The sequence below is a fragment of the Archangium lipolyticum genome (assembly GCF_024623785.1).
Classification (GTDB): Bacteria; Myxococcota; Myxococcia; order Myxococcales; family Myxococcaceae; genus Archangium; species Archangium lipolyticum.
The window spans coordinates 1-22333 of sequence record NZ_JANKBZ010000054.1 but is presented as its reverse complement, the minus strand read 5'-3'; the positions used below and the strand labels follow the sequence as shown (position 1 = coordinate 22333).

At 67.0% G+C, this 22333-nt stretch carries 19 protein-coding genes; 11 read left to right on the top strand and 8 right to left on the bottom strand.

Annotated elements, in window-relative coordinates:
• Positions 1–32: 32 nt before the first annotated feature.
• Positions 33–1433 carry a peptide MFS transporter gene (locus NR810_RS50175; protein WP_257463279.1) on the top strand — a complete coding sequence of 467 codons (1401 nt, stop codon included), beginning with the start codon at positions 33–35 and terminating at the stop codon, positions 1431–1433.
• 166 nt (positions 1434–1599) lie between these two features.
• Here the strand turns inward: NR810_RS50175 and NR810_RS50170 are convergent, their stop codons facing one another.
• Together NR810_RS50170 and NR810_RS50165 are read right to left on the bottom strand one after the other, a co-directional pair.
• Complete coding sequence (locus NR810_RS50170; RefSeq protein WP_257463278.1) at positions 1600–3075, bottom strand: POT family MFS transporter; 1476 nt, start codon at positions 3073–3075, stop codon at positions 1600–1602.
• Positions 3076–3129: 54 nt separating this feature from the next.
• Positions 3130–4050 (bottom strand): hypothetical protein, encoded by a 921-nt coding sequence (locus NR810_RS50165; protein WP_257463277.1) that lies wholly within the window; start codon positions 4048–4050, stop codon positions 3130–3132.
• 228 nt (positions 4051–4278) lie between these two features.
• Here NR810_RS50165 and NR810_RS50160 point away from each other — a divergent pair, with 228 nt between their 5' ends.
• The gene (locus NR810_RS50160; protein WP_257463276.1) at positions 4279–5574 is read left to right on the top strand and encodes a patatin-like phospholipase family protein; all 1296 of its coding nucleotides are present in this window, start codon (positions 4279–4281) and stop codon (positions 5572–5574) included.
• 33 nt (positions 5575–5607) lie between these two features.
• Here NR810_RS50160 and NR810_RS50155 read toward each other — a convergent pair whose 3' ends face one another.
• Positions 5608–7437, bottom strand: a complete 1830-nt coding sequence (locus tag NR810_RS50155) for an RICIN domain-containing protein (protein WP_257463275.1) — start codon at positions 7435–7437, stop codon at positions 5608–5610.
• Between the two features lie 288 nt (positions 7438–7725).
• Complete coding sequence (locus tag NR810_RS50150; RefSeq protein WP_257463274.1) at positions 7726–8412, bottom strand: hypothetical protein; 687 nt, start codon at positions 8410–8412, stop codon at positions 7726–7728.
• A 123-nt stretch (positions 8413–8535) separates the two neighbouring features.
• Between NR810_RS50150 and NR810_RS50145 the strand changes: the two genes are divergently transcribed.
• Together NR810_RS50145 and NR810_RS50140 are read left to right on the top strand one after the other, a co-directional pair.
• Positions 8536–9312 carry an aminoglycoside adenylyltransferase domain-containing protein gene (locus NR810_RS50145; RefSeq protein ID WP_257463273.1) on the top strand — a complete coding sequence of 259 codons (777 nt, stop codon included), beginning with the start codon at positions 8536–8538 and terminating at the stop codon, positions 9310–9312.
• A gap of 83 nt (positions 9313–9395) precedes the next feature.
• Positions 9396–11117 carry a rhomboid family intramembrane serine protease gene (locus NR810_RS50140; RefSeq protein WP_257463272.1) on the top strand — a complete coding sequence of 574 codons (1722 nt, stop codon included), beginning with the start codon at positions 9396–9398 and terminating at the stop codon, positions 11115–11117.
• Between the two features lie 10 nt (positions 11118–11127).
• On the opposite strand, the gene NR810_RS50135 is transcribed toward NR810_RS50140, so the two are convergent.
• Positions 11128–13170: a secreted glycosyl hydrolase gene (locus NR810_RS50135; protein ID WP_257463271.1), complete on the bottom strand. Its 2043-nt coding sequence runs from the start codon at positions 13168–13170 to the stop codon at positions 11128–11130.
• Positions 13171–13421: 251 nt separating this feature from the next.
• Here NR810_RS50135 and NR810_RS50130 point away from each other — a divergent pair, with 251 nt between their 5' ends.
• From NR810_RS50130 to NR810_RS50110, 5 genes are all read left to right on the top strand, one after another.
• Complete coding sequence (locus NR810_RS50130) at positions 13422–14081, top strand: hydrolase (protein ID WP_257463270.1); 660 nt, start codon at positions 13422–13424, stop codon at positions 14079–14081.
• Between the two features lie 80 nt (positions 14082–14161).
• Entirely contained in the window at positions 14162–16027 is a 1866-nt protein-coding gene (locus NR810_RS50125; protein WP_257463269.1) for an amidohydrolase, read from the top strand.
• Positions 15936–17642, top strand: a complete 1707-nt coding sequence (locus NR810_RS50120; protein WP_306819194.1) for an MFS transporter — start codon at positions 15936–15938, stop codon at positions 17640–17642. The genes NR810_RS50125 and NR810_RS50120 overlap by 92 nt, the downstream gene beginning before the upstream one ends.
• Positions 17639–17866, top strand: a complete 228-nt coding sequence (locus NR810_RS50115) for a DUF1427 family protein (protein WP_257463267.1) — start codon at positions 17639–17641, stop codon at positions 17864–17866. The genes NR810_RS50120 and NR810_RS50115 overlap by 4 nt, the downstream gene beginning before the upstream one ends.
• Entirely contained in the window at positions 17863–18021 is a 159-nt protein-coding gene (locus NR810_RS50110) for a DUF1427 family protein (RefSeq protein WP_257463266.1), read from the top strand. The genes NR810_RS50115 and NR810_RS50110 overlap by 4 nt, the downstream gene beginning before the upstream one ends.
• Positions 18022–18186: 165 nt before the next feature.
• Here the strand turns inward: NR810_RS50110 and NR810_RS50105 are convergent, their stop codons facing one another.
• Together NR810_RS50105 and NR810_RS50100 are read right to left on the bottom strand one after the other, a co-directional pair.
• Positions 18187–18582: a DoxX family protein gene (locus NR810_RS50105; protein ID WP_257463265.1), complete on the bottom strand. Its 396-nt coding sequence runs from the start codon at positions 18580–18582 to the stop codon at positions 18187–18189.
• A gap of 43 nt (positions 18583–18625) precedes the next feature.
• A complete protein-coding gene (locus tag NR810_RS50100) occupies positions 18626–19012 on the bottom strand; it encodes a nuclear transport factor 2 family protein (protein ID WP_257463264.1) in 387 nt (128 codons plus the stop codon).
• Positions 19013–19193: 181 nt separating this feature from the next.
• On the opposite strand from NR810_RS50100, the gene NR810_RS50095 reads away from it, so the two are divergent.
• Positions 19194–19472 (top strand): hypothetical protein, encoded by a 279-nt coding sequence (locus NR810_RS50095; protein WP_257463263.1) that lies wholly within the window; start codon positions 19194–19196, stop codon positions 19470–19472.
• 367 nt (positions 19473–19839) lie between these two features.
• Positions 19840–21057 (top strand): M12 family metallopeptidase, encoded by a 1218-nt coding sequence (locus NR810_RS50090; RefSeq protein ID WP_257463262.1) that lies wholly within the window; start codon positions 19840–19842, stop codon positions 21055–21057.
• 158 nt (positions 21058–21215) lie between these two features.
• Here the strand turns inward: NR810_RS50090 and NR810_RS50085 are convergent, their stop codons facing one another.
• Positions 21216–22172: an alpha/beta fold hydrolase gene (locus tag NR810_RS50085; protein ID WP_257463261.1), complete on the bottom strand. Its 957-nt coding sequence runs from the start codon at positions 22170–22172 to the stop codon at positions 21216–21218.
• Positions 22173–22333: the final 161 nt, after the last annotated feature.

Here is a 22333-nt window from a genome sequence, read left to right as displayed (position 1 = left end):
CTCTCTCCCCCCACTCGCGAGGAAACCCGCGCATGGCCCAGAGCACTGCCTCTGCCCCGACCGAGACCCGAGGACACCCGAAGGGTCTCTACCTGCTATTCACCACCGAGATGTGGGAGCGCATGAGCTATTACGGCATGCGCGCCCTGCTCGTGCTGTACATGGTGAGCGCCGCCGAGAAGCACGGCTTTGGCTGGACCCAGGCCAAGGCGCTGGAGGTCTACGGCCTCTACACGGGCCTCGTGTACCTGACGCCGGTGGCGGGCGGTTTCCTCGCGGACCGCTACCTGGGACAGCGGCTGTCGGTGATCATCGGCGGCATCCTGATGATGCTGGGCCAGTTCGTGCTGGCGATGCCCGGGACGGTGGAGGCGCTCTTCTACACGGGCCTGGGCCTGCTGGTGATCGGCAACGGCTTCTTCAAGCCGAACATCTCCACGATGGTGGGCGGGCTGTACGCGCCCGGTGACGCGCGCCGCGACGGTGCCTTCACCATCTTCTACATGGGCATCAACATGGGCGCGCTGCTGGCCTCGGCGGTGTGCGGCACGCTGGGCGAGAAGTTCGGCTGGACGTGGGGCTTCGCCTCCGCGGGCGTGGGCATGGCGCTCGGCGTGGTCATCTTCCTCGCCTTCTCCAACCGCCTGCTGGGCGACGTGGGCAAGGCGCCCAAGAGGGTGGAGCGCAAGGCGGGTGCGCCCGCGGCGCCCACGGTGGCCCTGACCCGCGAGGAGAAGGACCGCATCGTGGTCATCTTCGTGCTGGCGCTCTTCGTGGTCTTCTTTTGGGCGGCCTTCGAGCAGGCCGGTGGTCTGATGAACCTCTACACGGACGCGAAGGTGGACCGGAGCGTGTTCGGCTGGGAGGTGCCCACCACCTGGTTCCAGGCCGTGAATCCCATCTTCATCCTCCTGCTGGGCCCCATCTTCGCGGAGCTGTGGACGGGGCTGGGCCGGCGGAGCAAGGACCCCTCCATCCCGGCGAAGATGGCGATGGGCCTGCTGCTGGTGTCGTTCGGCTTCGTGTTCATGCTGGGAGCGTCCAAGCAGAGCGATGCGTCGGGCAAGGCGGCGCTGCTGTGGGTGGTGGCGGCCTACTTCTTCCACACGGCGGGCGAGCTGTGCCTGTCGCCGGTGGGCCTCTCGATGGTGACGAAGCTGGCGCCGGCGAAGTACGTATCGGCGCTGATGGGTGTGTGGTTCATCGCGAACGCGGTGGCCAACTACCTGGCGGGCCTCATCGGCGGCTACGCGGAGAAGATGGGCGAGTTCGATCTGTTCCTCGCCATCACCATTGCCACGGCGGCGGCGGGCGGAGTGCTGTTGGCGATCGCGCCGATGCTGAAGCGGATGATGCACGGAGCGGACGAGTCGAAGCCGGCGGCGCAGTTGGCGGCGGACGGTCAGTCGAAGCCGGGCATCCAGGCGGCCTGAAACGCCCACTGAGTCACCACCCCCACACCACTCCCTCTCCCTCTGGGAGAGGGTCGGGGTGAGGGGAGTGGGCTCCAACGAGAAGGGCCCCGGGAGGAAACACCCGGGGCCCTCTTCTTTTTCGAATACGAGCTCGAGTCTTCGAGCCCGACAGGGAGGACCGTGACTACAGCGCCTTGCGCTCGCCGCCGACGGGGTTGGAGGAGGGCACGGTGCGGTCGGGGACGGGGGCGGCGGTGCCGGGCATGAAGTAATCACGCACCTGGTAGCGCGAGGCGATGAAGGCGAAGACGATGGCGGCGGCGAAGACGAGGCCCGAGTAGAAGAAGAGCGTGGCGGCCATGCCCGAGAAGACGTTGAGCCGGGCGACCAGGGAGACGAGCTGGTTGCCGATGGTCACGGTGATGTTCCACAGGCTCATGAGGGTGCCCTTCATCTCGCGAGGGGCCTGGCTGTAGGCGAACTCGAGGCCGGTGGCGGACACGAGCACCTCGCCGAGGGTGAGCACGAGGTAGGGGGCGGCCTGCCAGAGGACGGAGATCTTGTTCCCGCCATCGAGGGTGAGCTGGATGAGGGCGACGAGCACGTAGGCGCCGGAGGTGATGAACATGCCGGCGCCCATGCGGCGCAGGGGGGTGATCTGGATGCCGCGCCGCTCGAGGAAGGGGAAGAGGACGAAGGAGTTGAGCGGGATGAGCAGCATGACCATGAGCGGGTTGAGCGCCTGGAGCTGCGAGGGGGCGATCTCGATGCTGCCCACCGTCAGGTCCATGGTCCGGGCCTGGAGGACCCAGGTGGAGGCCTTCTGGTCGAAGAGGGCCCAGAAGACGGGGATCATCGCGAAGATGCCCATGACGCGGAACACGGCCTTGGCGCCCTCGATGGCCTCGGGGGGGTGGCCGGCGGAGGAGGCATGCTCCAGCCAGGACTTCGCGCCGGGCACCTTCTGCTGGGGGAAGAGGGCATCGCGCACCACCCGGACGAAGGAGTGGGGATTGTGGCCCGTGGGGGGCACGTTCGTGTAGTAGCCCCGGCCCAACCAGAAGATGACGGTGGCGATGAACATCAGCACACCGGGGATGCCAAAGGCCACGGCGGGCCCGAGCTTGTTCAAGGTGAGGGGGATGAACAGCGAGGCGAAGAACGAGCCGAAGTTGATGATCCAGTAGAAGAGCGCGAACACGCCCTTGACCAGGCCCTTGTTCTGCTCGGTGAACTGGTCGCCGACGAAGGCGGAGACGCACGGCTTGATGCCGCCGGAGCCCAGGGCGATGAGGAAGAGGCCGGCGTAGAAGCCCTGGCGGTGATCGTCGAAGAGGGCGAGCAGCAGGTGGCCCACGCAGTAGAGCAACGACAGCCAGAGGACGGTGCGGTACTTGCCGAAGAAGCGGTCCGCCAGCCATCCGCCGAGCAGGGGGAACAGGTAGACGAGCGAGACGAAGTCGTGGAAGACGGCCTTGGCCTCGACCTGCCGCGCGGCCTCGTCCGGCACGTGCTGTACCAGCAGGTACTGGACGAGGAAGATCGTGAGGATGTTCCTCATCCCGTAGAAGCTGAAGCGCTCACAGGCCTCGTTGCCGATGATGTACTTGATCTGCGGCGGGTACCGTTCGCGCGAAGCCGGGGTGGGTGTGCTTTCCATACCTGGTTGGTATCCCAAGGGTGACCCTGGGCACAACCCACGAGCGGCCAGACGTCAGAGGCCCAGCGAGAGACCGGCGTAGGGGCCCGCGAAGAACTCGCGGTTGACGTTCCCATCCACCCGGCCCTGGTCGTTCAGGTAGGTGGCGCGGTAGCCCCCGCGCAGCCGTACCACGCCGAGCTGCACGGCCACGCCGGCGTCACCGGTGAGCTGGGTGAAGGGGAGGGGCGTCCAGCTGGCACTGGCCTCCAGCTTGAGCGGTCCCACCACGCGCAGCATCGCGCTCGTGCCCAGGCCGGGTCCCACGAAGATGGCGTCCGGGGCGAAGGCCATGTCCATGCCGGCCAACAGGCGCACGCTCAGGGCCTCTCGCGATACCAGCAGCACGCTCGGCTTGAGCGACAGCAGGGAGATGTAGTCCCTGCCCCGCGAGCCATCGTCCGGGGTCAGGCTGAACACGTTCAGCCGGGCGCCGAAGCCGAGCTGCTGGCCATCCACCTGAAGCCCCAGCCCCAGGGACGTGCCCTGCGTGACGAGGCCCGCGTCGGCGGTGAAGTCCACCTTGGCGGGCGTCTCGGGCTCGTTCTCCGCCCGCACGCTCGGGCTCGGCATCGGCGGACGCCGCCACATCAGGCCGTAGTAGGGGTCGTAGTACCGGTAGGAGGGACCCAGGTAGGGCCAGGCCCAGGAGGGGTCGTAGTAGGAGTGTCCCCAGGGGTAGGCGTAGAAGCCGTAATACCCGGGGTAGCCGCCGTAATACCTGTACCGGGGGCGGTAGTAATCGGGGCGGGGGCCAGGGGAGGGGTGGGGGCGAGGCTCTCCCACGCCACTGCTCGTGTGGGGGCGGCTCGTCGATGGGCTTGGAGGCGAGGATGACTCCGAGTCCGGGCGCCGCTTTCCGAAGCGCGCCTCGGCCCGCTCGGCCGCGAGGCCCATCCACGACACGGCCAGTACGACTCCCACTTGTTTCCACATGGCTCGACTCCCTGGGAACTGGAGGCAAGACGCTCGTCCGGTTGCCTTTGCGCCCATGACAACACACGCCGGGACAACATAGTCCCTGGGGGAGCGGGCTGCTCGCCGGTCCGGGCGGGAGTGCCTTTCGGTTGACGCACCCGGACGTGCGCGCATGTGCCGCCACGAGAGGGAGCCCCCTTTCCCTGTCACATCACATCCGCCGTAGACTCTCCCTCAGGAGAGGTCATGGCCATGATGTCCGGGCTGAAGACGGGTCTTGTGTTGGGGGGAGGCGCCGCACGAGGTGCGTATGAGGCCGGGGTTCTGTCCTATCTCCGCGAGGAGTTGGAGCCGGAACTCGGCCGGGAGCTGAAGCTGGACATCCTCGCGGGCACGTCGGTGGGTGCCATCCACGCCTGCTACCTCGCGGCGACGAGCGATCGGCCCCGCCTGCAGGGGCAGGGGATGCGGGCCCACTGGACGGGGATGAAGGTGGAGGAAGTGCTCCGGGTGGGAGTGGGGGACATCTTCCGCGTCCTGCGCGAGGCGCTCGGCAAGCCGGCGCCCCATCCGCGCGACCTCCAGTATGGCGGGCTGGTGGATCCGCGCGGGCTGCGGGCGATCGTGAGCCGGGGCATTCCCTGGCTGGGCATTGGCCGCAACCTGCGCAAGGGCCACCTGGATGCGCTCGCGGTGAGCACCACGCACGTGGGCAGCGGGCGGGCCACGGTGTTCGTGCAGCGGCACGGCGGCGGAATCCCCTCCTGGGGGAATGATCCCTCCTATCAGGCGCAAGCCGCGCGCATCTGCCCCAGCCATGCGCTGGCCTCGGCGGCCATTCCGGTGGTCTTCCCGGCGGTGCGCATCCAGAACGAGCTGCACGTGGACGGAGGGCTCCGGCTCAACGTCCCGCTCAGTCCCGCGCTGAGGTTGGGAGCGCAGCGCGTGGTGGTCGTCTCGCTGCGGCACGAGGCGCTCCGCGCCCGGAAGCCGGAGGGCGTGGAGGGCATCACGGAGCAGGAGCGCGAGCAGGCGTTCGCGACCGCGCCCTTCCTGATGGGCAAGATGCTCAACACGCTGATGATGGACCGCACGGATCAGGACCTCGGGAGGATGCGGCGGCTCAACGCCATCCTCGAGGCGGGGACGGTGGCGTACGGGCCGGGCTTCGCGCAGACGCTCGGCGCGGTGTTGGAGCCCCACCGCAGCCAGCCCCTGCGCTACGTGCGGGAGCTGCTGGTGAGGCCCTCGAAGGACATTGGCGCGCTGGCGGCCGAGTACGTCCGCACGCCCGAGTTCCGCCGCCGCAGCTCGGGCCTGGCGCACAAGGCCATCCTGCGGCTGGTGGACCGGGAGGCCTCGCACGAGGCGGACCTGGCGTCGTACCTGCTCTTCGATGGAGGCTTCGCGGACATCCTCATCGAGCTGGGCCGGCAGGACGCCCGCGCGCTGCGCGCCGAGTGGCTGCGCTTTTGGTCGGACGAGCCGCAGTGCGTGTCGGAGATGGCCACCGTGAAGCCTCCCGCGGCGAGCGCCGCCTGAGCCGGGCGCTCGCGCGGGAGGTCCCCACCCGGGTTACTGGAGGGCCCAGGTCTGGTTGCCGCCGCCGTTGCAGGTGTACTGCAGCACCTTCGTGCCGTCGCTGAGCGAGGAGTTCGGCACGTCGACGCACTTGCCGCTGTTGACGTTCACCACGGTGTAGCCGCCGCCATTGGCCTTCAGGGTGAAGGCCTGGGCGTTCGTCCCATTGCAGCCCCACTGCTGGATGGTGGCGCCATCCGCGGTGTTGGAGTTGGAGACGTCGACGCACTTGCCGCTGTTGACGTTCACCAGGTTGAAGGCGCCACCGCTCGCCGCCTGGAGGCGGAAGGCCTGGGCGTTCGTTCCATTGCAGCCCCACTGCTGGAGGGGCGTGCCGTCCGAGGTGCTCGAGCTGGGCACGTCCAGGCACTTGCCGCTGTGCTGCGCGACGAGGCGCACCACGGAGCCCGGCTGGGGCCCGGGAGCCGTGCCGCCACCCGGGAGCGTGCCATCACTGCACGTGTTGGTGCCCGTGCCGCCACCGGGGAACGTGACGCGGACGGTGGCCTTGTCGCTCGCCTGCGAGAGCACGGAGATGCTCACGCGGCCGTTGGGATCCTGGAAGGTGCGGCCCGCGGTGAGACGCGGATCGCGGTGGGTGTTGGGGTAGTTGGGGGCCAGGTCCAACAGGAGCGGGTTGCGGTTGCCGCTGCTCGAGCGGAAGTCCTGCGCGACGTCGATGTGCACGCCCGGGTTGACCTCGGGGGCGCCATCCGGACCCGCGTTGAACGAGGCGAGCGCGGGGTTGCGGTACTCCACCCAGAAGTAGAGCGGCCGGCCGTCCACCGTGTCCCCCGTGGGGATCTGCAGGGACTGGATGCCGTTGGACGCGCTCTGGATGGGCACCAGGTCATACGTCGCATCGCGCGAGACGCGCACGTTGTTGCACTTGTCCAGCCACAGCATGGCGGACTTCTGGAAGGCGTTCATGTGGCCCAGCCCGCCGCCCATGGTGTTGAAGCGGTTGCCGTACTCGTCCGGACTGCAGCTCGTGTAGGGACTGGAGCGGTACGCGACCCCGGAGCCACAGCGGGCCGTGGACGCGTGCCCCAGACCGAAGCCGTGGCCCATCTCATGCGCGAAGGCGTTCGGGTCCGTGCAGGTGTAGAGGCTCGCGTCGCCGAACGAGTTGCCCGCCGCTGGCGGCCGGCCCACCCACGCCAGGCCGCAGGCACAGTCGGTGAAGCCCGGGTTGTTGGGGATGACGAAGCCCACGTGCGTGTAGACGCTCAGGTTGCGCCCCTGGGCGCTCGCCGCCGCACGCGCGGCGTTGCTGATGGTGTCCAGGTTGCAGTTGGCTGGCTTTGCCATGCTCAGCGGCGCTAGCGCATCACCCTGCACCGTCCAGGCGCCGTAGGAGAGCTCCTTGTAGTACGCGCTGACGGTGTCCAGCCGCTGGCGGGCCGTGGCCGTATCGATGCGCGCCGTGGTGCCCGGGAAGACCAGGGGGAGGATGGCCACGCGCACGGTCCGCGGCGTGCCGCTGACCAGGGCGTCCCGTGACGTCGTGAGGTCCGGCGCGGGAGCGACCACCTCGATGGACTCGACCACGAGCCGCTCACCCACCTGTCCCGGATGCTCGCTGGTGCTCATGTCCGGGGCGGGCTCTCCCCGGACGATCACATGGTCTCCCGGGTTGAGCGCGTGCTCGCCGTCGAACGACAACTCGAAGCTCCGGCCGTCCGCGGTCCGCAGGCCGTAGCCCATGCGGTGCGTGCCATCCGCGTGGTCCACGGAGAACATGCGCAGCTCTCCCTCGTAGACCGGAAGCTCCCCGGTGCCGGAGCACCCCAGGGCCAGGCTCAACGTCAGCGCCAACCCCATCCTTCGACTCGAAATCCCTTTCACTCCGCCAGGTGATTGCATGTCTGTCCTCCCGATGTCCAAACCGCGCGGAAGGTACAGCACGCATAGGCATATCAGGAAGAGGAAAACGAGTTTAAAATGAAAGACAAATGATTGACCCGAAAAATTGTCTCGCGCCCTCATCGGACTCTCCCCATGAGGAGGAGGCTCGATGCGCATTGAATCCGTTTCTGACAGGCCGAGAAAAGGAGCTGGCCCCCGCGGCGAGCGCCACCTGGGCGGGGCGCTCGCGCGGACCGTGTGTGGCTACGGCTTCCAGTCGTACTCGCCACCCGGGTAGACGAAGGAGTCGCGAGGCGCGTACCAGCACCAGCCCTCCACCCGCTGCAGGGGGCTGGCGGGCCGCAGGGCGTAGGTCGGGTGGTCCTTCGCGAGGAACTCCAGGGAGACCAGCTCGAAGGGCGAGGCGAGCTCACCGACGTAGGGGTAGTTGCCGGCCACGAACCTGCCATGGACGCGCGTCACGTAGGTGAGGTGCCCGCGGGCCACGGAGGAGATGGTCGAGCCGACCCGGGCGACGGTGCGGATGATGGGAACGCCGTCCACGCGGGTGGTGGCCACGAGCTCCCCATTGTTGAGCTCCAGGGTGGTGGTGCCGGGGGAGGCGGGAACACCGCGCTCGCGCACGTAGCTGCGCACGACCTCCGAGGAGTTGAAGTAGTGGGTGAAGAAGCGCGCGGGCGTGACGCCATCCGGAGCCTTGCGGCCGGCGAGGTCCAGGCCCATGTACGTCAGCGAGTAGGCGCCGAAGCTCGACGTCTGCGCCTCGGAGTCGACGACGTACTGGTTCATGTAGAGGGCGTGATTGTCGGCGGGCCGCAGACCCGGGGGCAGCAGGGCGGCGGCGGCCTTCGGGTCAGCGGGAATCCAGCTCGAGTACAGCATTCGGCTATTGATGACGAGTTGGGGTGCGGCGAGCGAGGTATTGGACATGGGGTTCTCCTACGAGCTGTGGCCTGCGCGCGAGACGGCATGCTCCCGTTGCGTCGTGAGGCCCGGGGAGTCTACATCGCGCGGGTGACACGTTGGATACCAGTCATGATGGAGGGCGGACACGTGAGTTACACACAGGAACCCGAGGTGCACGTTGCTTCCGAGGTCGCGCGCTACGCGGGGGAAGTCGCGAGCCGCCTTCGCGCGCTGCTCGGGGACGAGCTGCTGGGCGCATACCTCATCGGCTCGGGAAGCCTGGGGGGTTATGAGCCGGGGCGGAGCGACATCGACATCATCGCCATCTGCGCCCACCGGCAGGAGGTCCGCGTCAAACAGGCGATCGCGGAGGCCCTCGATCACCGGGTGCTCGCCTGTCCGGCGAGGGGATTGGAGTTCGTCCTCTATCCACGGGACGCGGTGAGCACGCCCTCCCGTTCCCCGAGGTTCGAGATGAACTTCAACACGGGGGCGGGGATGAGCTACCGGCTCAGCTTCGATCCTGGGGAGGATGCGGCCCATTGGTTTGTCATTGATCTCGACATCGCGCGTGGGCATGCGGTGCCGCTGGTGGGGCCGCCCGCGAGCGAGCTGCTGGCCGCTGCTCCACGGGCCTGGGTGTTGGAAGCCGTGAGGGACTCACTCACGTGGCACGCGAGGGAGGAGCCGGTGAGCCCGAACAACGTGCTCAACGCGTGCCGGGCCTGGCGCTACGCGGAGGAGGGGAGATGGGGCACCAAGGCGGCCGGCGCCACGTGGGCTCGCGCGCGGCTCGAGGACCCCTCGCTCATCGATGCCGCGATTGCGAAGCGGAACGGCCAACCGGGCCCCGGCTTGGAGCCGGAAGCGGTGCGTGCCCTGGTCCAGCGGGTGCTGGACGCCGTCGAGCGTGCTTCCCGGTAGAGGCATGATTTTTTACTTCGCCGGCTCCTGTTGACGAGTACCTCAACGGAGACAACACTCGGAGCTCACCGAGGGGGCGAGGCATGCAACAGGTCGAGCTGAGAGGCGATGACGAGCACTCCTCCATGCATCCGTTGGAGCTGGAGGAGGAAATCCGGCGAGGACGGGTGCTCGGCTCGGCCGAGATCCGCTACGCGCCCTGGACGGGGACGGAGTTCGCCCGTATCGAGACGATCCCGGCGTTGGCCGGCGCCTTGGATGCGCCAGCGGCCCGGGCGGCGGCGCGCCTGGCGAAGGCGCCCTTTCCGTGGGCCACCGTGCTGCTGTGCGTGCTGCTGCTCGTGGCCTTCGGCATGCAGCTCCGGCTCAGCCTGCAGGGGGTGGATCCCGCGCGGGTGGGGGCTATCGGATTCGAGCCGACCCTCCTCGAGGCGGCCTGGTGGAGCGCATGGACGGCGCCCTGGCTCCACGGCAATGTCTTGCACCTGATATCCAACCTGCCAATCCTGGCCTACAGCTGCTTCCGGGTGGAGCGTGTGCTGGGAATGACGGGCCTTCCGTTGGTTCTGCTCGGGGCCAGCCTGGGGGCCGCGCTGCTCATCGTACCGTTCTCGGATCTGCCGGTCGTGGGCTCGTCGGTGCTGGCCTATGGAGCCTGGGGCGCGCAGCTGGGCCTGGGGATTCGCCTGGGGGATGCCATTCCGCGCGGGCAGCGCAGCGCCTACGGGTGGCGTTCGTACATCCTGTTCGCTCTCTTCCTGCTGACCGGCTTCTCGGTACCGAACGTCTCGGTGCTGGGCCACGTGGGTGGCTACCTCGGGGGCCTGGCCGTGTCGCTGTGGACCCCCGCGGAGACGATGGCGCCTCGCACGGGACGGGCCCTCACGCGGCTGCGCATGCTGGGCGCCTGTCTGGTCCTGCTGGCGCTCCCGGCGGGACTGGCGCGGTGGCTGGCCTCCTCGCCGACGCTGCTCTGCTCGCTCGACCGGAGCGCCGGAGACCCCAAGGAGGGCCTGGAGCTGTCGATCTGCTGGCGCATGGCCAACCACCGGGGCACGTTCGTGGGGCTCGATGCGTGGCAGCCGGGACCGAGCTCCGGCAGCGGCGTCTTCACGGCCTCCCACCTGCTCCGGCAGCCGGATCAACTGGACCCCGAGCTGCTGCAGTACGACTGGGAGCGGCGCCTGCGAGGCTCCGTCACCCGGACCGAGGTCCCGGCCCTTCAGGAGGGCTGGCGGGCCTGGACGTTCACCGGGCAGGGCCGCAGGGTCTTCGAGCAGGCCCGCGTGGAGGGAACGCGTATCTACCGGATTGGCTGGTACGCGGAGAACACCGTGGCGCCGCCCCGTCAGGCGTTCTACGAGGCCGTGCTGAAGACGGTGCGGCTGTCGGAGCCGGCGGAGCTGAAGATCCGGCGGGAAGCCTGGTCGAAGCTCCAGGACTCTCCCCAGCGCACCTTCGAGTATGGCGAGGCCTTGCAGGAGTCCGGGCACTACGAGGAAGCCCTGGCGCTCTTCGCGCGGTTGGAGACCCGCGAGGACGGCTGGGAGTGGGAGTCCACCCGGGCCCGCTTCCGGATTTGCTCCACGCATCCTCGGCTGGCGGCCTGCGGAGGCCCCTGGCGCGAGGACTGGCTGAAGAAGGCGATGCAGGAGGATACCGGGATCCGCGTGCCGGCCATCCAGTGGCTGGTGGCCGAGGGCCGCTGTCCCGAGGCCCAGAAGCAGGCCCAACGGCTGGAACGCGTACCCGAGGTGGATCCCGATGAGCTCAAGCAAGCGCTGAGCGCCTGTGACGTGCCGTGACGGGCACGGCCTACCGATCGCCCGTCCACATGTTCCCGCCGCCGTCCTTGAACAAGAACGTCTCGGTTGAGACCTCGTCTTTCGAGAACAGGTTTCCGGAGTTTGCCCGGGGGCCGGTGATGCTCGAGTTCTTGATTGTGATCGAACCCGTGGTGGCGATCTTCCCGCTGAAGGGGCTGGGCGGTGCCTTGTGCGAGTCGTTGGCCACCATGCCAATATCGCCTGATTGGTTCATGACGATATGGATGCCGTCGAACTCGGTGTCCTCGATCCGCTGTCCCTGCGTGGTCTGAACCAGTACCCCGTAATGAACGGGGTCGATGATATCGATGTCTTTGAAACGAATGCCCTGAAAGCGGATGGGGGAGTACGGCTCGGCCGGAGAGTACGGGTTGGCGGCAAACAACCAGACCGCGCCCCACTTCCGCCGCGCGGTTTCGTCTCCCTGCACTCCGTCGTCATCCCACCACATGCTGCCTCCGCAGCGCTCAACCGTCATGTTCTGAAGGGTGGTGCGCCCGGAGAACTCGTGCTGGGGCGCGAACTCGTTATCCACGGTAATGCCCGGATAGCGCAGGGTGTCGTAGACAACCGAGTCCTTGATCACGTTGTCGTGGCCGCCGTAGACCGCGAAACCGGCTGCCCGCCAGATCAGGCCCGCGGTGCAGCGCTCAATGACGTTGCCCTGGTTGGGGCCCTCGGGCTGGTGAACCCAGGGCGTGTCTTTGATGGGGGACTTGTCCCAGGTAATGGCGGACCACATGGCGAAGGCATCGTCGCCGTTGTTTCGCGCCGTGCAGTTCACGATCCGCGAGTGGGTGGTTCCGTTGCAGAAGTTGATGCCGTCCGCCAGGGTGTTGCGGAACCGGCAGTCCTGCCACAGCAGGTTGTTGCCGCCCTCTACCCAACCACCCACGATCATCCGCTCGATCCAGAGCCGCTTGAAGACCGCGTTGTTGTGCATGTAGCGATCGAAGGCGCGCCCGATCCCGTCATGGCTGTCCCACGGCCAGTTGCCGAGAGCGGCCGCGTCCTTGTTGTAGCGGGCCGCCCGGTTGCGCCAGGTTCCAAAGATCGCGAAGTCCTGGAAGGTGATGTTGTCGCCGTTCAGACGGAACCCGAACTCGTAGTTGTAGCCAACCTGCTGCGGGGGAGGGGGTACGAATCGCGTGTACCACATGCCGGCGCCCTGGACGGTCAGGCCGGCGGGAACGTAGACCTTGGGGATCGCCGGGTTCACGTGCGACATCACGTAATCGCCAGGCGGGAGGAAGATGCCAGGTTTGCCGCCGTCCACGGCGTCCTGAAGGGCTCGCACCACCGCTGCCTCGGTGAATTCGCTCACGACGACGTAGTCCGCCGGGGCGGAGAGGGGCTCCGGCACGAGCTCGAGGTCCATGAAGTCGATGGTGACGGGGAGTTCCGCGGAGGCATCCGGCGAGACGATCTTCACCACATCGCCTTTGTCGATGGTTTCCCTGCCGTCGGTCGCCAGCAGCACGTGCGCCTCGTCGTAGATGTGGTGCGCGGTGCTCCAAGGCAGCCGCAGGCCAAAATTCTCGTCGTTGGTGCTCGGGTTCTGGGGGAGCTCGTCCACCTGCTGGCGCGGCAAGGCGTTGTGCGTCCCGGTGTTGTTCGGGCCGGTGTAGAGCCAGGCGAAATCCGAGTTCACTGTGAGCGTGGCGACCTTCGCGTCATTCACGTATACATCCAAATGGGCCTCTTTCTCGTCCGGCACGCTGTAGCGCACCAAGACAGAGTTGGCCTTCACGCGGCTCGTCCACTCGACCGCGTCGGTGGGGCCATGCAGTGTCACCGCCTTGCGGCCCGAGGCCTCGCCGGAGAGCGTGCCTTCCAGCCACGGGCCACTGGTGGTCTGCTCGAGCGTGGCGCCACCGGAGGAAATGCCCGCCTCGGCCTCGTACTCGTCCCAGGGAACGGTGGCGCCGCGGGGGACGGGGGGGACGGGGGGGACGGGGGATTCGTCAGGCTTGTCGCTGCAAGCAGCGAGCAGAAGGCACGCGCAGATAGGCACGAGGATCGGACGAAGCATCGTTTGTTGGCTCCTCTTCGAGACGTGAAGTTTCGAAGTATAGGAGGGATGGGGGCCGCGCTTCGTCCCTTTTATCCGGCCAGAGAACGTGTCGCCGCGCGAGAACACCCGCGTTGATGAATAAATAGCGGGCCGGTGAGCGTTCGCTCCCTCTTTCGGGTGAGCCGTTTCATGCGCTTTCGGGGGTTTTGCATCAAGTCCCGGCGCTCTAGTCTGCCTGACATAACCCCAACACGAAGAGGAACAATCCCATGACGCCCAAAGCCACCCCCGTGCCTGGAAAGGGCCTTCTGTCGCCCACCGACCATGCCCTGATCCTGATCGATCACCAATCGCAGATGACCTTCGCGACGCATTCGATCGACATCTCGCAGCTGCGCAACAACACCGCGTTGATCTCCAAGGCCGCCGCCGGCTTCCGCGTGCCGACCCTGCTGACCACGGTCGCGGAGAAGAGCTTCTCGGGACCGTTGTTCCCGGAGATCACCGAGGCGTTTCCTGGCGCGAAGGTCTACGACCGCACCTCCATGAATGCCTGGGAAGATCGGCAGGTGATCGCCCAGATCAACGCGTTCGAGAAGGAGCGGCTGGTGTTCGCGGGGCTGTGGACGGGCGTGTGCATCGTCGGCCCCGTTCTGTCGGCGCTCGACCAGGGCTTCAAGCCGTACGTCATCACCGATGCCTGCGGCGATGTGTCCGATGAGGCTCACGAGCGCGCGGTGAGCCGGATGATCCAGGCCGGTGCGGTTCCGATGACCAGCCTGCAGTACCTGCTCGAGCTGCAGCGCGACTGGGCTCGCGAGGCCACGTATGGCCTGACCACCGGCATCGCCAAGACCCACGGCGGCGGCTACGGAATCGGCATTCAGTACGCCAAGGCGATGTTCGGCGCATCCGAAGGCGGTCACTGATGGCCATGCGGCCATCGGAATGTCGTAGGCGATAACGATTGTCTCCGGCGCGAGCCGCCGGAATGGGAAGGATTGTACCGATGGCCGACATGATCGTCAGAAACGCCCGGATCTCCACCCTGGACCGGGACAACCCATCGGCGACGGCGTTGGCCGTCGCCGGTGGCAACCTGCTGGCAATCGCCGACGATGCCACGGTGATGGCACATGCCACCGCCGGGACCCGGATCATCGATGCCGGAGGCCGGCGCCTGATCCCCGGCCTCAATGACAGCCACCTCCATCTGATTCGCGGTGGCCTGAACTACAACCTGGAGCTGCGCTGGGACGGCGTGCGCACGCTGGCTGACGCGATGGCGATGCTCGAGGCGCAGGTGGCACGGACACCGGCGCCGCAGTGGGTGCGTGTGGTGGGTGGCTTCAGCGAACACCAGTTCGCCGAGAAGCGGCTGCCGACGCTGCGGGAGCTCAACGAGGCCGCGCCGGAGACCCCGGTCTTCATCCTGCATCTGTACGACCGAGCACTCCTCAACCGCGCCGCATTGCGCGCTGTCGGCTACACCAAGGACAGTCCTGATCCGCCCGGTGGACGGCTCGAGCGAGACCAGGCCGGCAATCCCACCGGCCTGCTGCTGGCCAAACCCAATGCGCTGATCCTGTACGCGACGTTGGCGATGGGACCGAAGCTGCCGCCGGAGTTCCAGCTCAACTCCACCCGCCATTTCATGCGCGAGCTGAACCGGCTGGGCATCACCTCGGTGATCGATGCCGGCGGAGGCTTCCAGAACTACCCGGAAGACTACGAGATCATCCAGAAGCTGCATGCCGACGGCGAGCTGACGGTGCGCATCGCCTACAACCTGTTTACCCAGAAGAAGGGTGGGGAGCTCGCGGATTTCGACAAGTGGTCGCGGATGCTGAAGCCGCTCCAGGGCGACGGCATGCTGCGCCACAACGGCGCTGGCGAGATGCTGGTCTTCTCGGCGGCGGACTTCGAGGATTTTCGTGAACCGCGCCCGGAGCTGCCACAGGGCATGGAGGGCGAGCTGGAAGACGTGGTCCGCCTGCTGGCGCAACGCCGCTGGCCCTTCCGCATCCATGCCACCTACGACGAGAGCATCAGCCGCGTGCTCGATGTCTACGAGAAGGTGAACCGCGAGGTGCCGTTCGACGGGCTGCACTGGTTCATCGATCACGCCGAGACCATCTCCGAGCGCAATATCGAACGCGTGCGCGCCCTGCGGGGCGGTATCGCCATCCAGCATCGCATGGCGTACCAGGGCGAGTACTTCGCGGAGCTCTACGGCAGTGTGGCGACCCGGAACACGCCGCCGGTGCGCAAGATGCTGGATGCGGGTGTGCCGGTCGGCGCCGGCACCGATGCCACGCGCGTGGCCAGCTACAACCCGTGGGTGGCGTTGTACTGGCTGGTTACCGGCCGCACGGTGGGGGGTCTGTCGATGTATGGCGACGACAACCGGCTGGAACGAGAAGACGCGCTGCGCCTGTATACGCACGGCAGCGCGTGGTTCTCCCATGAGCAGGATCGCAAGGGCCTCCTCAAGGTTGGCCAATATGCCGATTTCGCACTGCTGTCCTCGGACTTCCTCCGCGTGCCGGAAGAAGCCATCAAGGACATCACCAGCGTGTTGACCGTGGTGGGCGGTAAGGTGGTGCACGGCAGTGATGACTTCGGCCCGCTCGCCCCCGCGTTGCCCAGGCCCATGCCGGACTGGTCGCCGGTGAACCGGTTCGGTGGCTACCAGGGTGGCACCCAGGCGCAGGCCCGTGCCGTGTTCGCTCAGGCGCAACGGCATTCGCACTCACACGGAACGTCGTGTGCCGTGCATGGTTATGGCAAGGATCATGCCGCACACCACCCTACGCCTGGCGGCGGGCTGCGTGACTTCTGGGGTGCATTGGGATGCTTGTGCTATGCCTTCTGAGACTCCGGCGATTGGCGCATGGGCACCGCTTCGCCATCCCGGGTTCCGTGCGCTATGGCTGGCGGTCCTGACCAGCAACATCGGAACCTGGGTCCAGGATGTCGCCGCCTCCTGGTTCATGTCGGAGCGGACAGGCTCACCGCTCATGGTCGCGGCAGTGCAGTCCGCGACGACGCTGCCGGTCGTGGCGTTCGCGCTCGTTGCCGGCACGCTGGCGGACATCGTTGACCGTCGGCGATACCTGCTCGGGGTGCAGCTGTGGATGCTCTTCGTGGCCACGCTGGTCGCCCTGCAGGCACATGCCGGCCGGCTCGATGCATGGTCACTGCTGGGTCTGACGTTCGCGCTCGGCACGGGCGCGGCGATGGCGATGCCCGCACAGGCCGCGATCACCGCCGACCTGGTCCCGCGCCCGGTGCTGGCACCGGCAGTGGCATTGAGCTCCATCGGTATGAATATCGCGCGATCCATCGGCCCCGCCCTGGGCGGGCTGATCGTGGCGCGATTCGGCGCGGCCTGGGCGTTCTCACTGAATGCGTTGTCGTTCCTGGGCGTGGTGTTCGTCCTGTGGCGGTGGAGGCCGGAGAAGTCCGTCTCGACCCTGCCCACCGAGTCTTTCGGCGGCGCACTGCGCGCGGGGTTGCGCTATGCGGTGCAGGCTGGCGAGTTCCGGTCGGTGCTGGTCAAGGCGGCCTGCTTCTTCGTGTTCGCCAGTGCTCTCCCCGCGCAGCTGGCGATCGTGGTTCGACAGCAGCTCTCCGCCGGGGCGGGCACTTATGGAATGTTGCTGGGGTTCATCGGGGCGGGTGCCATCGGTGGTGCCATCGCCTTGCCGAAGCTCCGCAAACGGTTCGATGCCGACAGGCTGGTGCCAGCGGCTACCTTGCTCTACTCCCTCACCATGCTGGCCCTGGCGGGCATCCGCGACCTGCGGCTCCTTTGCGTGGCGATGCTGGCCAACGGCATGTCGTGGATCACCGTGCTGTCATCGCTGCAGACAGCCGCGCATGTCTCGGTACCCGCCTGGGTACGTGCCCGGGCGCTGTCGCTCTACATCGTGGTCTTCTCAGCGGGAATGGCGGGTGGCAGCCTGATCTGGGGTACGCTCGCGCAGCATGCCGGCACCGAGTTCGCGCTGACAGTGGCGGCGGTATCGACGGTGCTCGCGGGGGTCTTCTCGCTGCGTTTCCGTCTGAGCGTGGCCATGGCGCGGGATACCACCCCGTCCGCACATTGGCCGCAGCCGGCCGTGGCCGCGGAGATCGACCATGCCCGTGGTCCGGTGCTCGTGACGGTGGAATACCTCATCGAGCCGGCGGATCGCGAGGAGTTCCTGCATCACATCCACCTGCTCGGAGGCACCCGCCGGCGAGACGGTGCGGTGCAGTGGGGTGTAATGGAAGACGCGGCGCGGCCGGGTCGCTTTCTCGAATATTTCATCGTCGATTCCTGGCTGGAGCACCTCCGCCAGCATGAGCGGGTCACCCACGAGGAGCAACGCTTGCAGGACAGGATTCGAGCCCTGCATCGCGACGCGCAGCCGCCGTCCGTGCGCCACTTCGTCGGTGCCACGCCATCAAACTCTCACTTCGTCGCGCTGGAGAACGTCCCTTGAGCTGGAAACTAGGTGTTGGCCTGCTGCTCGGTCTCGTCATCGGCTTGGGTTGCCGCTGGCTGGGCATTCCGGTACCCGCGCCGCCCATGCTGGTTGGTGCTTCACTCGTCGTCGCCATGACGAGCGGCTACCTGCTGGCCGACAATTTCATCGCGAGGCACCCTGCGAATCACCGCCACGACTGCGGCGGGCCCAGCGGTGATACCAAGGAGACGCGCACATGATGCAGCTCATGGTCGGCCCTGTCCTGGCGTTGGCCATTGGTGCCGGCTGCCGCCTGCTCGACATTCCCTTGCCCGCCCCGCCGAAACTGCAAGGCGCGCTGCTGGTGCTGGCAATGACCGTCGGCTATCTGCTCGGCGATCATCTCCTGGGCTGAGGTGAGCCTGCCCCAAGAGGCCAAGGACCTCTTGACCTGACCGGGTCGGCCCTGCGCACGGCCTCTACTCCGGCCCTGCGCACAGCCCGGGTGGCACCCGTCAGCGGCCCTCCTCGGCCCCTCTGCACCAGCCCACCACCCGCGACACAGTCCAGCGAGAGCGCTCTACTTCGAGCCTCGGCGCGCGGCGTCGACACTCCAGATTCCCGAGCCGTGCGCGGCGATGTAGAGGAACACGAAGCAGTAGAGCGCGGCGAGCTCGCCCTGGTTCACGTTCGGGAGGATGTTGCCCTTGGGAATCGCGTGCCCGATGAAGTAGGCGACCGCCATGGTACCGCTCGAGATGAAGGCCGCGGGAGCGGCGAACAGTCCGAGCGCGACGAGCACGCCGCCCACGAACTCGATCGAGCCCGCGCCGTAGACGATGAACGGCGGAGCCCCGGCGGGCACGCCGCCGAACAGACCGAAGAGCTTCTGCAGTCCGTGTAGCGTGAACATGAATCCGGCCATGATTCGAAGCAGGGCGTAGATGCGTTCAGCGTGGGGCTTCAGGAATCCCATGATGTCCTCGTGTGACGATGAGTGGCCAATGTCCTCTTCGAGCCTACTTCGGTTCCGACGTGTGGTGTAGGAGCGCCTTCCACACGCCGTCCCGATGCTCCCAGACGGCGCTGAAGGCCAGGAGCTTCTCGAGGCGTCCGGTGTCCTGGAAGTCGACGCGCGCGAAGTAGATGCCTGTGATGAGCGCGACGGTGCCGGCCACGAGCCGGACGTCGAAGTGCCGGAACTCTTCAGTGTATCTGTTCACTTGCTGGATGAGCTTCAGATACTCACGTATCCCTCGCTGCGCTCCGGTGTAGTCGGTGTACCGCCAGCCCTCATCTGCGTGGCGCTCGAACCAGGTGTGGTCCTTGGCTCCCACGGCCGCGGTCCACGCGTGCATGAGTGACAGGAGCTCCTCTTTCGCCTGCTCGGCGGAGAGCTGCGACATGGTCTTCCTCCTCTTCGTTCGGGACAACCCATGCTCGCACGAGCTTCGGCTCCCTTGCTCCTGGCCCATCATGGATGTGGCGCCACGCCCACGGTCTGACACAGTGAGGGCATGCACGCCCGGACGCAGCATGGCCGAGCGTGTCGAAGTCCCACCCGTGGAACCCAGGAGCGTGTCCCCCATGCGAATTCCTCTCCCCCTCGTTGCTGCCTTCGTGGGTCTCGTCGTCTCGGTGTCGGGTTGCGGCGGTTCGTACGAGCCCGAGCAGGCGCCGGTGCCCGAGTCCGCCCCCGCCGATGAGCAGCTCCCCGAGGGCAGCGTCACGCAGCAGGCCATCTGCTCGATGCTGTGGACGTGCAACTACAGCCAGTGGTACGGCAGCGAGGCGAATTGCACGGCGGCCTGCGGCAGGCCCTGCACTCGCGACTACCGCTGTAATGGTACCTGCGTCTGTCCGTGAGCCAGCGCTGAAGGCGAGGCCGGGGGGGGACCGGTAGTCTCCCTCGGCCCCCACGATGGGAAATGGCTCCCCCGGTTCTTGCGTGAATGGAGCCGTGCGCTCCCTCCGCAATCCGGCGGCTGCCCGTGGGTCCAACTCCCGACTCGCACACGGGAGGTTGCACATGAAGAAGTCTTCGCCACGGGGGTGTCCCTGCCCACGATGATGGGCACAAGTCGGGCGGATCCCGCCGGGTTCAGAAATACCGGATAATTCTTTTATGCCTCACTTGCCGGTATTGCACGTATTACGGCCCTCTTCGTGGCTTCCTGCTAGGGTTCTTTCACGCTCGACCCGAACCGAGCCGCCACGAAAAGGTACAACCCACATGAGCCGTCATCATCGATTCGCCCGTCTGTCCATGAGTGCTTCCGCGCTGAGCGCCCTGCTGCTGGGCGGCTGCGGTCTCTCCCATGAGAATGAGCAGGCCTTCCCCGGAAAGGCAGGTGAAGTGGTGACCGCCCGGGTGGCGTTGCCGGGACTCGGGTTCCAGACGGTCACCTACGAGAAGATCGACGGAAGGGCCGTACTGGATGGAGACATCCTGCTCGACCTGCGGGAGAAGCCGTCCCGAAGCGGCCAGTCCGTGGGCCGGACGGACACGTACTCGCGTTGGCCGGGGGGCACCATCCCCTACGTCATCGATGCGGGCCTGCCCGACAGCGGCCGGGTGACGTCCGCCATCCGCCACTGGGAATCCAAGACCTCCTTGCGCTTCAAGCCGCGCACGACGGAAGCGGACTACGTGCGGTTCCGGCCGGGTTCTGGCTGTAGCTCGTTCGTCGGCAGGATTGGGGGCGAGCAGACGGTGGACCTGGCCAGTGGATGCGGCCTGACCGCCGCGATCCATGAGATCGGGCATGCCGTGGGCCTCTGGCATGAGCAGAGCCGTGCCGACCGGGACAACCACATCATCATCAATTGGGGCAACGTCCAGTCCGGAACGGAGCACAACTTCCAGACCTACGCGCAGCAGGGAGCGGATGGCATGGACCTGGGCCCCTACGATTATGGCTCCATCATGCACTACGGCGCCTACGCCTTCTCCTCCAATGGCCAGCCGACCATCGTCCGCAGGGATGGGGGAGGGAGCCTCGGGAACGATGTGCTGTCCGATGGGGACACCCGTGGCGCGGAGTCGCTCTATAGTCCGCGCGCCCGCTTCCGCAGCGGGGTGGCCGTGAATCGCTGCCTGGACGTCTCCGACGGCAACCCGGCGCAGGGGACTCTCATGCAGATCTGGGAGTGCAACGGTACGGCCGCGCAGGAATGGTTCCTGACCGTCCGTGGGGAGCTGCGCAGCACCCTCGCTCCCAACCGCTGCCTGGATGTGTCCGACGCGAAAACGACGTGGGGCACTCGGGTCCGGATCTGGGAGTGCAACGGTACGGCCGCGCAGAAATGGACGATCAGCGGCGAAGAGGTGCGCAGCGCGCTGGGGAGCAATCTCTGCCTGGACGTGTCCGACGCGGGCACGGCCATGGGAACCGCGGTGCAGATCTGGGACTGCAACCGCTCGGCCGCCCAGAAGTGGACCCGGTTCTGAGGAGCCGCGACGCTTCCCTTTTCCTCTCGGGTCAGTGACTTCTCCGCGTGCATGGACTTCAATCCGCGTCCATGCACGCGGGGCATGGCCGCGTCACTGGAGCTGGCCCGCTGGTTCCATCAGGTACAGGAAGAAGCGGGCCATGGGCGGACTCCCGGTCAGGTGGGCAGTCCCTTCAGGAAGGCGAGCAGCGCGGCATTGACCTCGGCGGGGCGCTCCTGCTGGACCCAGTGAAGCGCGCCCGGGACGATGACCGGCTCGCGGAGGTGGGGCACCAGGGCCTTCATCGGCTCGATCGGGGCGAAGGCGCGGCCCGGGTCCTGCTCGCCGATGACGAAGAGCGCGGGCTGATGGATCTTCGTCGTGGCGAGCTCGGGCAGTTCATGCCAGTCCCGGTCCATGTTGCGATAGCGATTGAGGCCGCTCCGAAAACCACTGCCGGAGAACTCCTTCACGAAGTATGCGAGATCCTCTTCCGTGAGCCAGGCGGGCAGGGTGGCGGGAGCGTCGAGGCCGGTGAGGTAGCCGTCGCTCCTCTTCTTCGCGCGCACAATGGGAGACATGGGATCATAGCCAGGGGGTCCGGCGAAGATCGTGCGCAGCGCCTTGGGGATGTCCGCCTCGAACTCCGCCTCGGCGACGCCGGGCTGCTGGAAGTAGAGGATGTATAACCAGGTGTCCTGGAACATCTGCTGGAAGAGCTGCGTGGGTGGCATGGGCGCGCGGCCGAGGTGCGGCACACTCATGCCGACGACCGCGCGGTAGCGCTCGGGATGGAGCGCGGCGCTGGTCCATGCCATCGCCGCGCCCCAGTCATGGCCGACGATGACGGCGGTCTTCTCCCCGAGGGCGTCGAGCAGACCGGTGCAGTCGGCGAGCAACTGCTTCATGCTGTAGGCCTCGATCTCCCAGGGCTTGTCACTCTGGCCATAGCCGCGCACGTCGGGGGCCACGACGTGGTAGCCGGCGGCGGCGAGCGCGGGGAGTTGGTGACGCCACGAGTACCAGGACTCCGGCCAGCCATGGAGCAGCAGCACCAGGGGGCCCTGGCCGGCCTCGGCGATGTGCAGGTGGATGCCGTTGGTCTTGACGGTGCGGTGGGTAATGACAGACATGGGGTACCTTGTTTTGAAAGCGAGAGGAATCAATGCCTTGCTCAGGTCCCGCCCGGCTCCCGCACCAACTCGTCGGCGAACTTGCGCATGAGGCGCACCAGTTCGTCGAAGTCGTGGGCACTCCACTTCTCGAAGATGGCGATCCCCATCCGCTCACGCGC

What these genes read in the sequence shown, in the direction of transcription:
- NR810_RS50085 (WP_257463261.1), bottom strand. Translation starts at nt 22,172, where the DNA reads ATGTCTGTCATTACCCACCGCACCGTCAAGACCAACGGCATCCACCTG.
- NR810_RS50105 (WP_257463265.1), bottom strand. Translation starts at nt 18,582, where the DNA reads ATGGGATTCCTGAAGCCCCACGCTGAACGCATCTACGCCCTGCTTCGA.
- NR810_RS50110 (WP_257463266.1), top strand. Translation starts at nt 17,863, where the DNA reads ATGATGCAGCTCATGGTCGGCCCTGTCCTGGCGTTGGCCATTGGTGCC.
- NR810_RS50165 (WP_257463277.1), bottom strand. Translation starts at nt 4,050, where the DNA reads ATGTGGAAACAAGTGGGAGTCGTACTGGCCGTGTCGTGGATGGGCCTC.
- NR810_RS50125 (WP_257463269.1), top strand. Translation starts at nt 14,162, where the DNA reads ATGGCCGACATGATCGTCAGAAACGCCCGGATCTCCACCCTGGACCGG.
- NR810_RS50150 (WP_257463274.1), bottom strand. Translation starts at nt 8,412, where the DNA reads ATGTCCAATACCTCGCTCGCCGCACCCCAACTCGTCATCAATAGCCGA.
- NR810_RS50135 (WP_257463271.1), bottom strand. Translation starts at nt 13,170, where the DNA reads ATGCTTCGTCCGATCCTCGTGCCTATCTGCGCGTGCCTTCTGCTCGCT.
- NR810_RS50130 (WP_257463270.1), top strand. Translation starts at nt 13,422, where the DNA reads ATGACGCCCAAAGCCACCCCCGTGCCTGGAAAGGGCCTTCTGTCGCCC.
- NR810_RS50140 (WP_257463272.1), top strand. Translation starts at nt 9,396, where the DNA reads ATGCAACAGGTCGAGCTGAGAGGCGATGACGAGCACTCCTCCATGCAT.
- NR810_RS50170 (WP_257463278.1), bottom strand. Translation starts at nt 3,075, where the DNA reads ATGGAAAGCACACCCACCCCGGCTTCGCGCGAACGGTACCCGCCGCAG.
- NR810_RS50095 (WP_257463263.1), top strand. Translation starts at nt 19,194, where the DNA reads ATGCGAATTCCTCTCCCCCTCGTTGCTGCCTTCGTGGGTCTCGTCGTC.
- NR810_RS50100 (WP_257463264.1), bottom strand. Translation starts at nt 19,012, where the DNA reads ATGTCGCAGCTCTCCGCCGAGCAGGCGAAAGAGGAGCTCCTGTCACTC.
- NR810_RS50175 (WP_257463279.1), top strand. Translation starts at nt 33, where the DNA reads ATGGCCCAGAGCACTGCCTCTGCCCCGACCGAGACCCGAGGACACCCG.
- NR810_RS50090 (WP_257463262.1), top strand. Translation starts at nt 19,840, where the DNA reads ATGAGCCGTCATCATCGATTCGCCCGTCTGTCCATGAGTGCTTCCGCG.
- NR810_RS50160 (WP_257463276.1), top strand. Translation starts at nt 4,279, where the DNA reads ATGGCCATGATGTCCGGGCTGAAGACGGGTCTTGTGTTGGGGGGAGGC.
- NR810_RS50120 (WP_306819194.1), top strand. Translation starts at nt 15,936, where the DNA reads ATGGCAAGGATCATGCCGCACACCACCCTACGCCTGGCGGCGGGCTGC.
- NR810_RS50155 (WP_257463275.1), bottom strand. Translation starts at nt 7,437, where the DNA reads ATGGGGTTGGCGCTGACGTTGAGCCTGGCCCTGGGGTGCTCCGGCACC.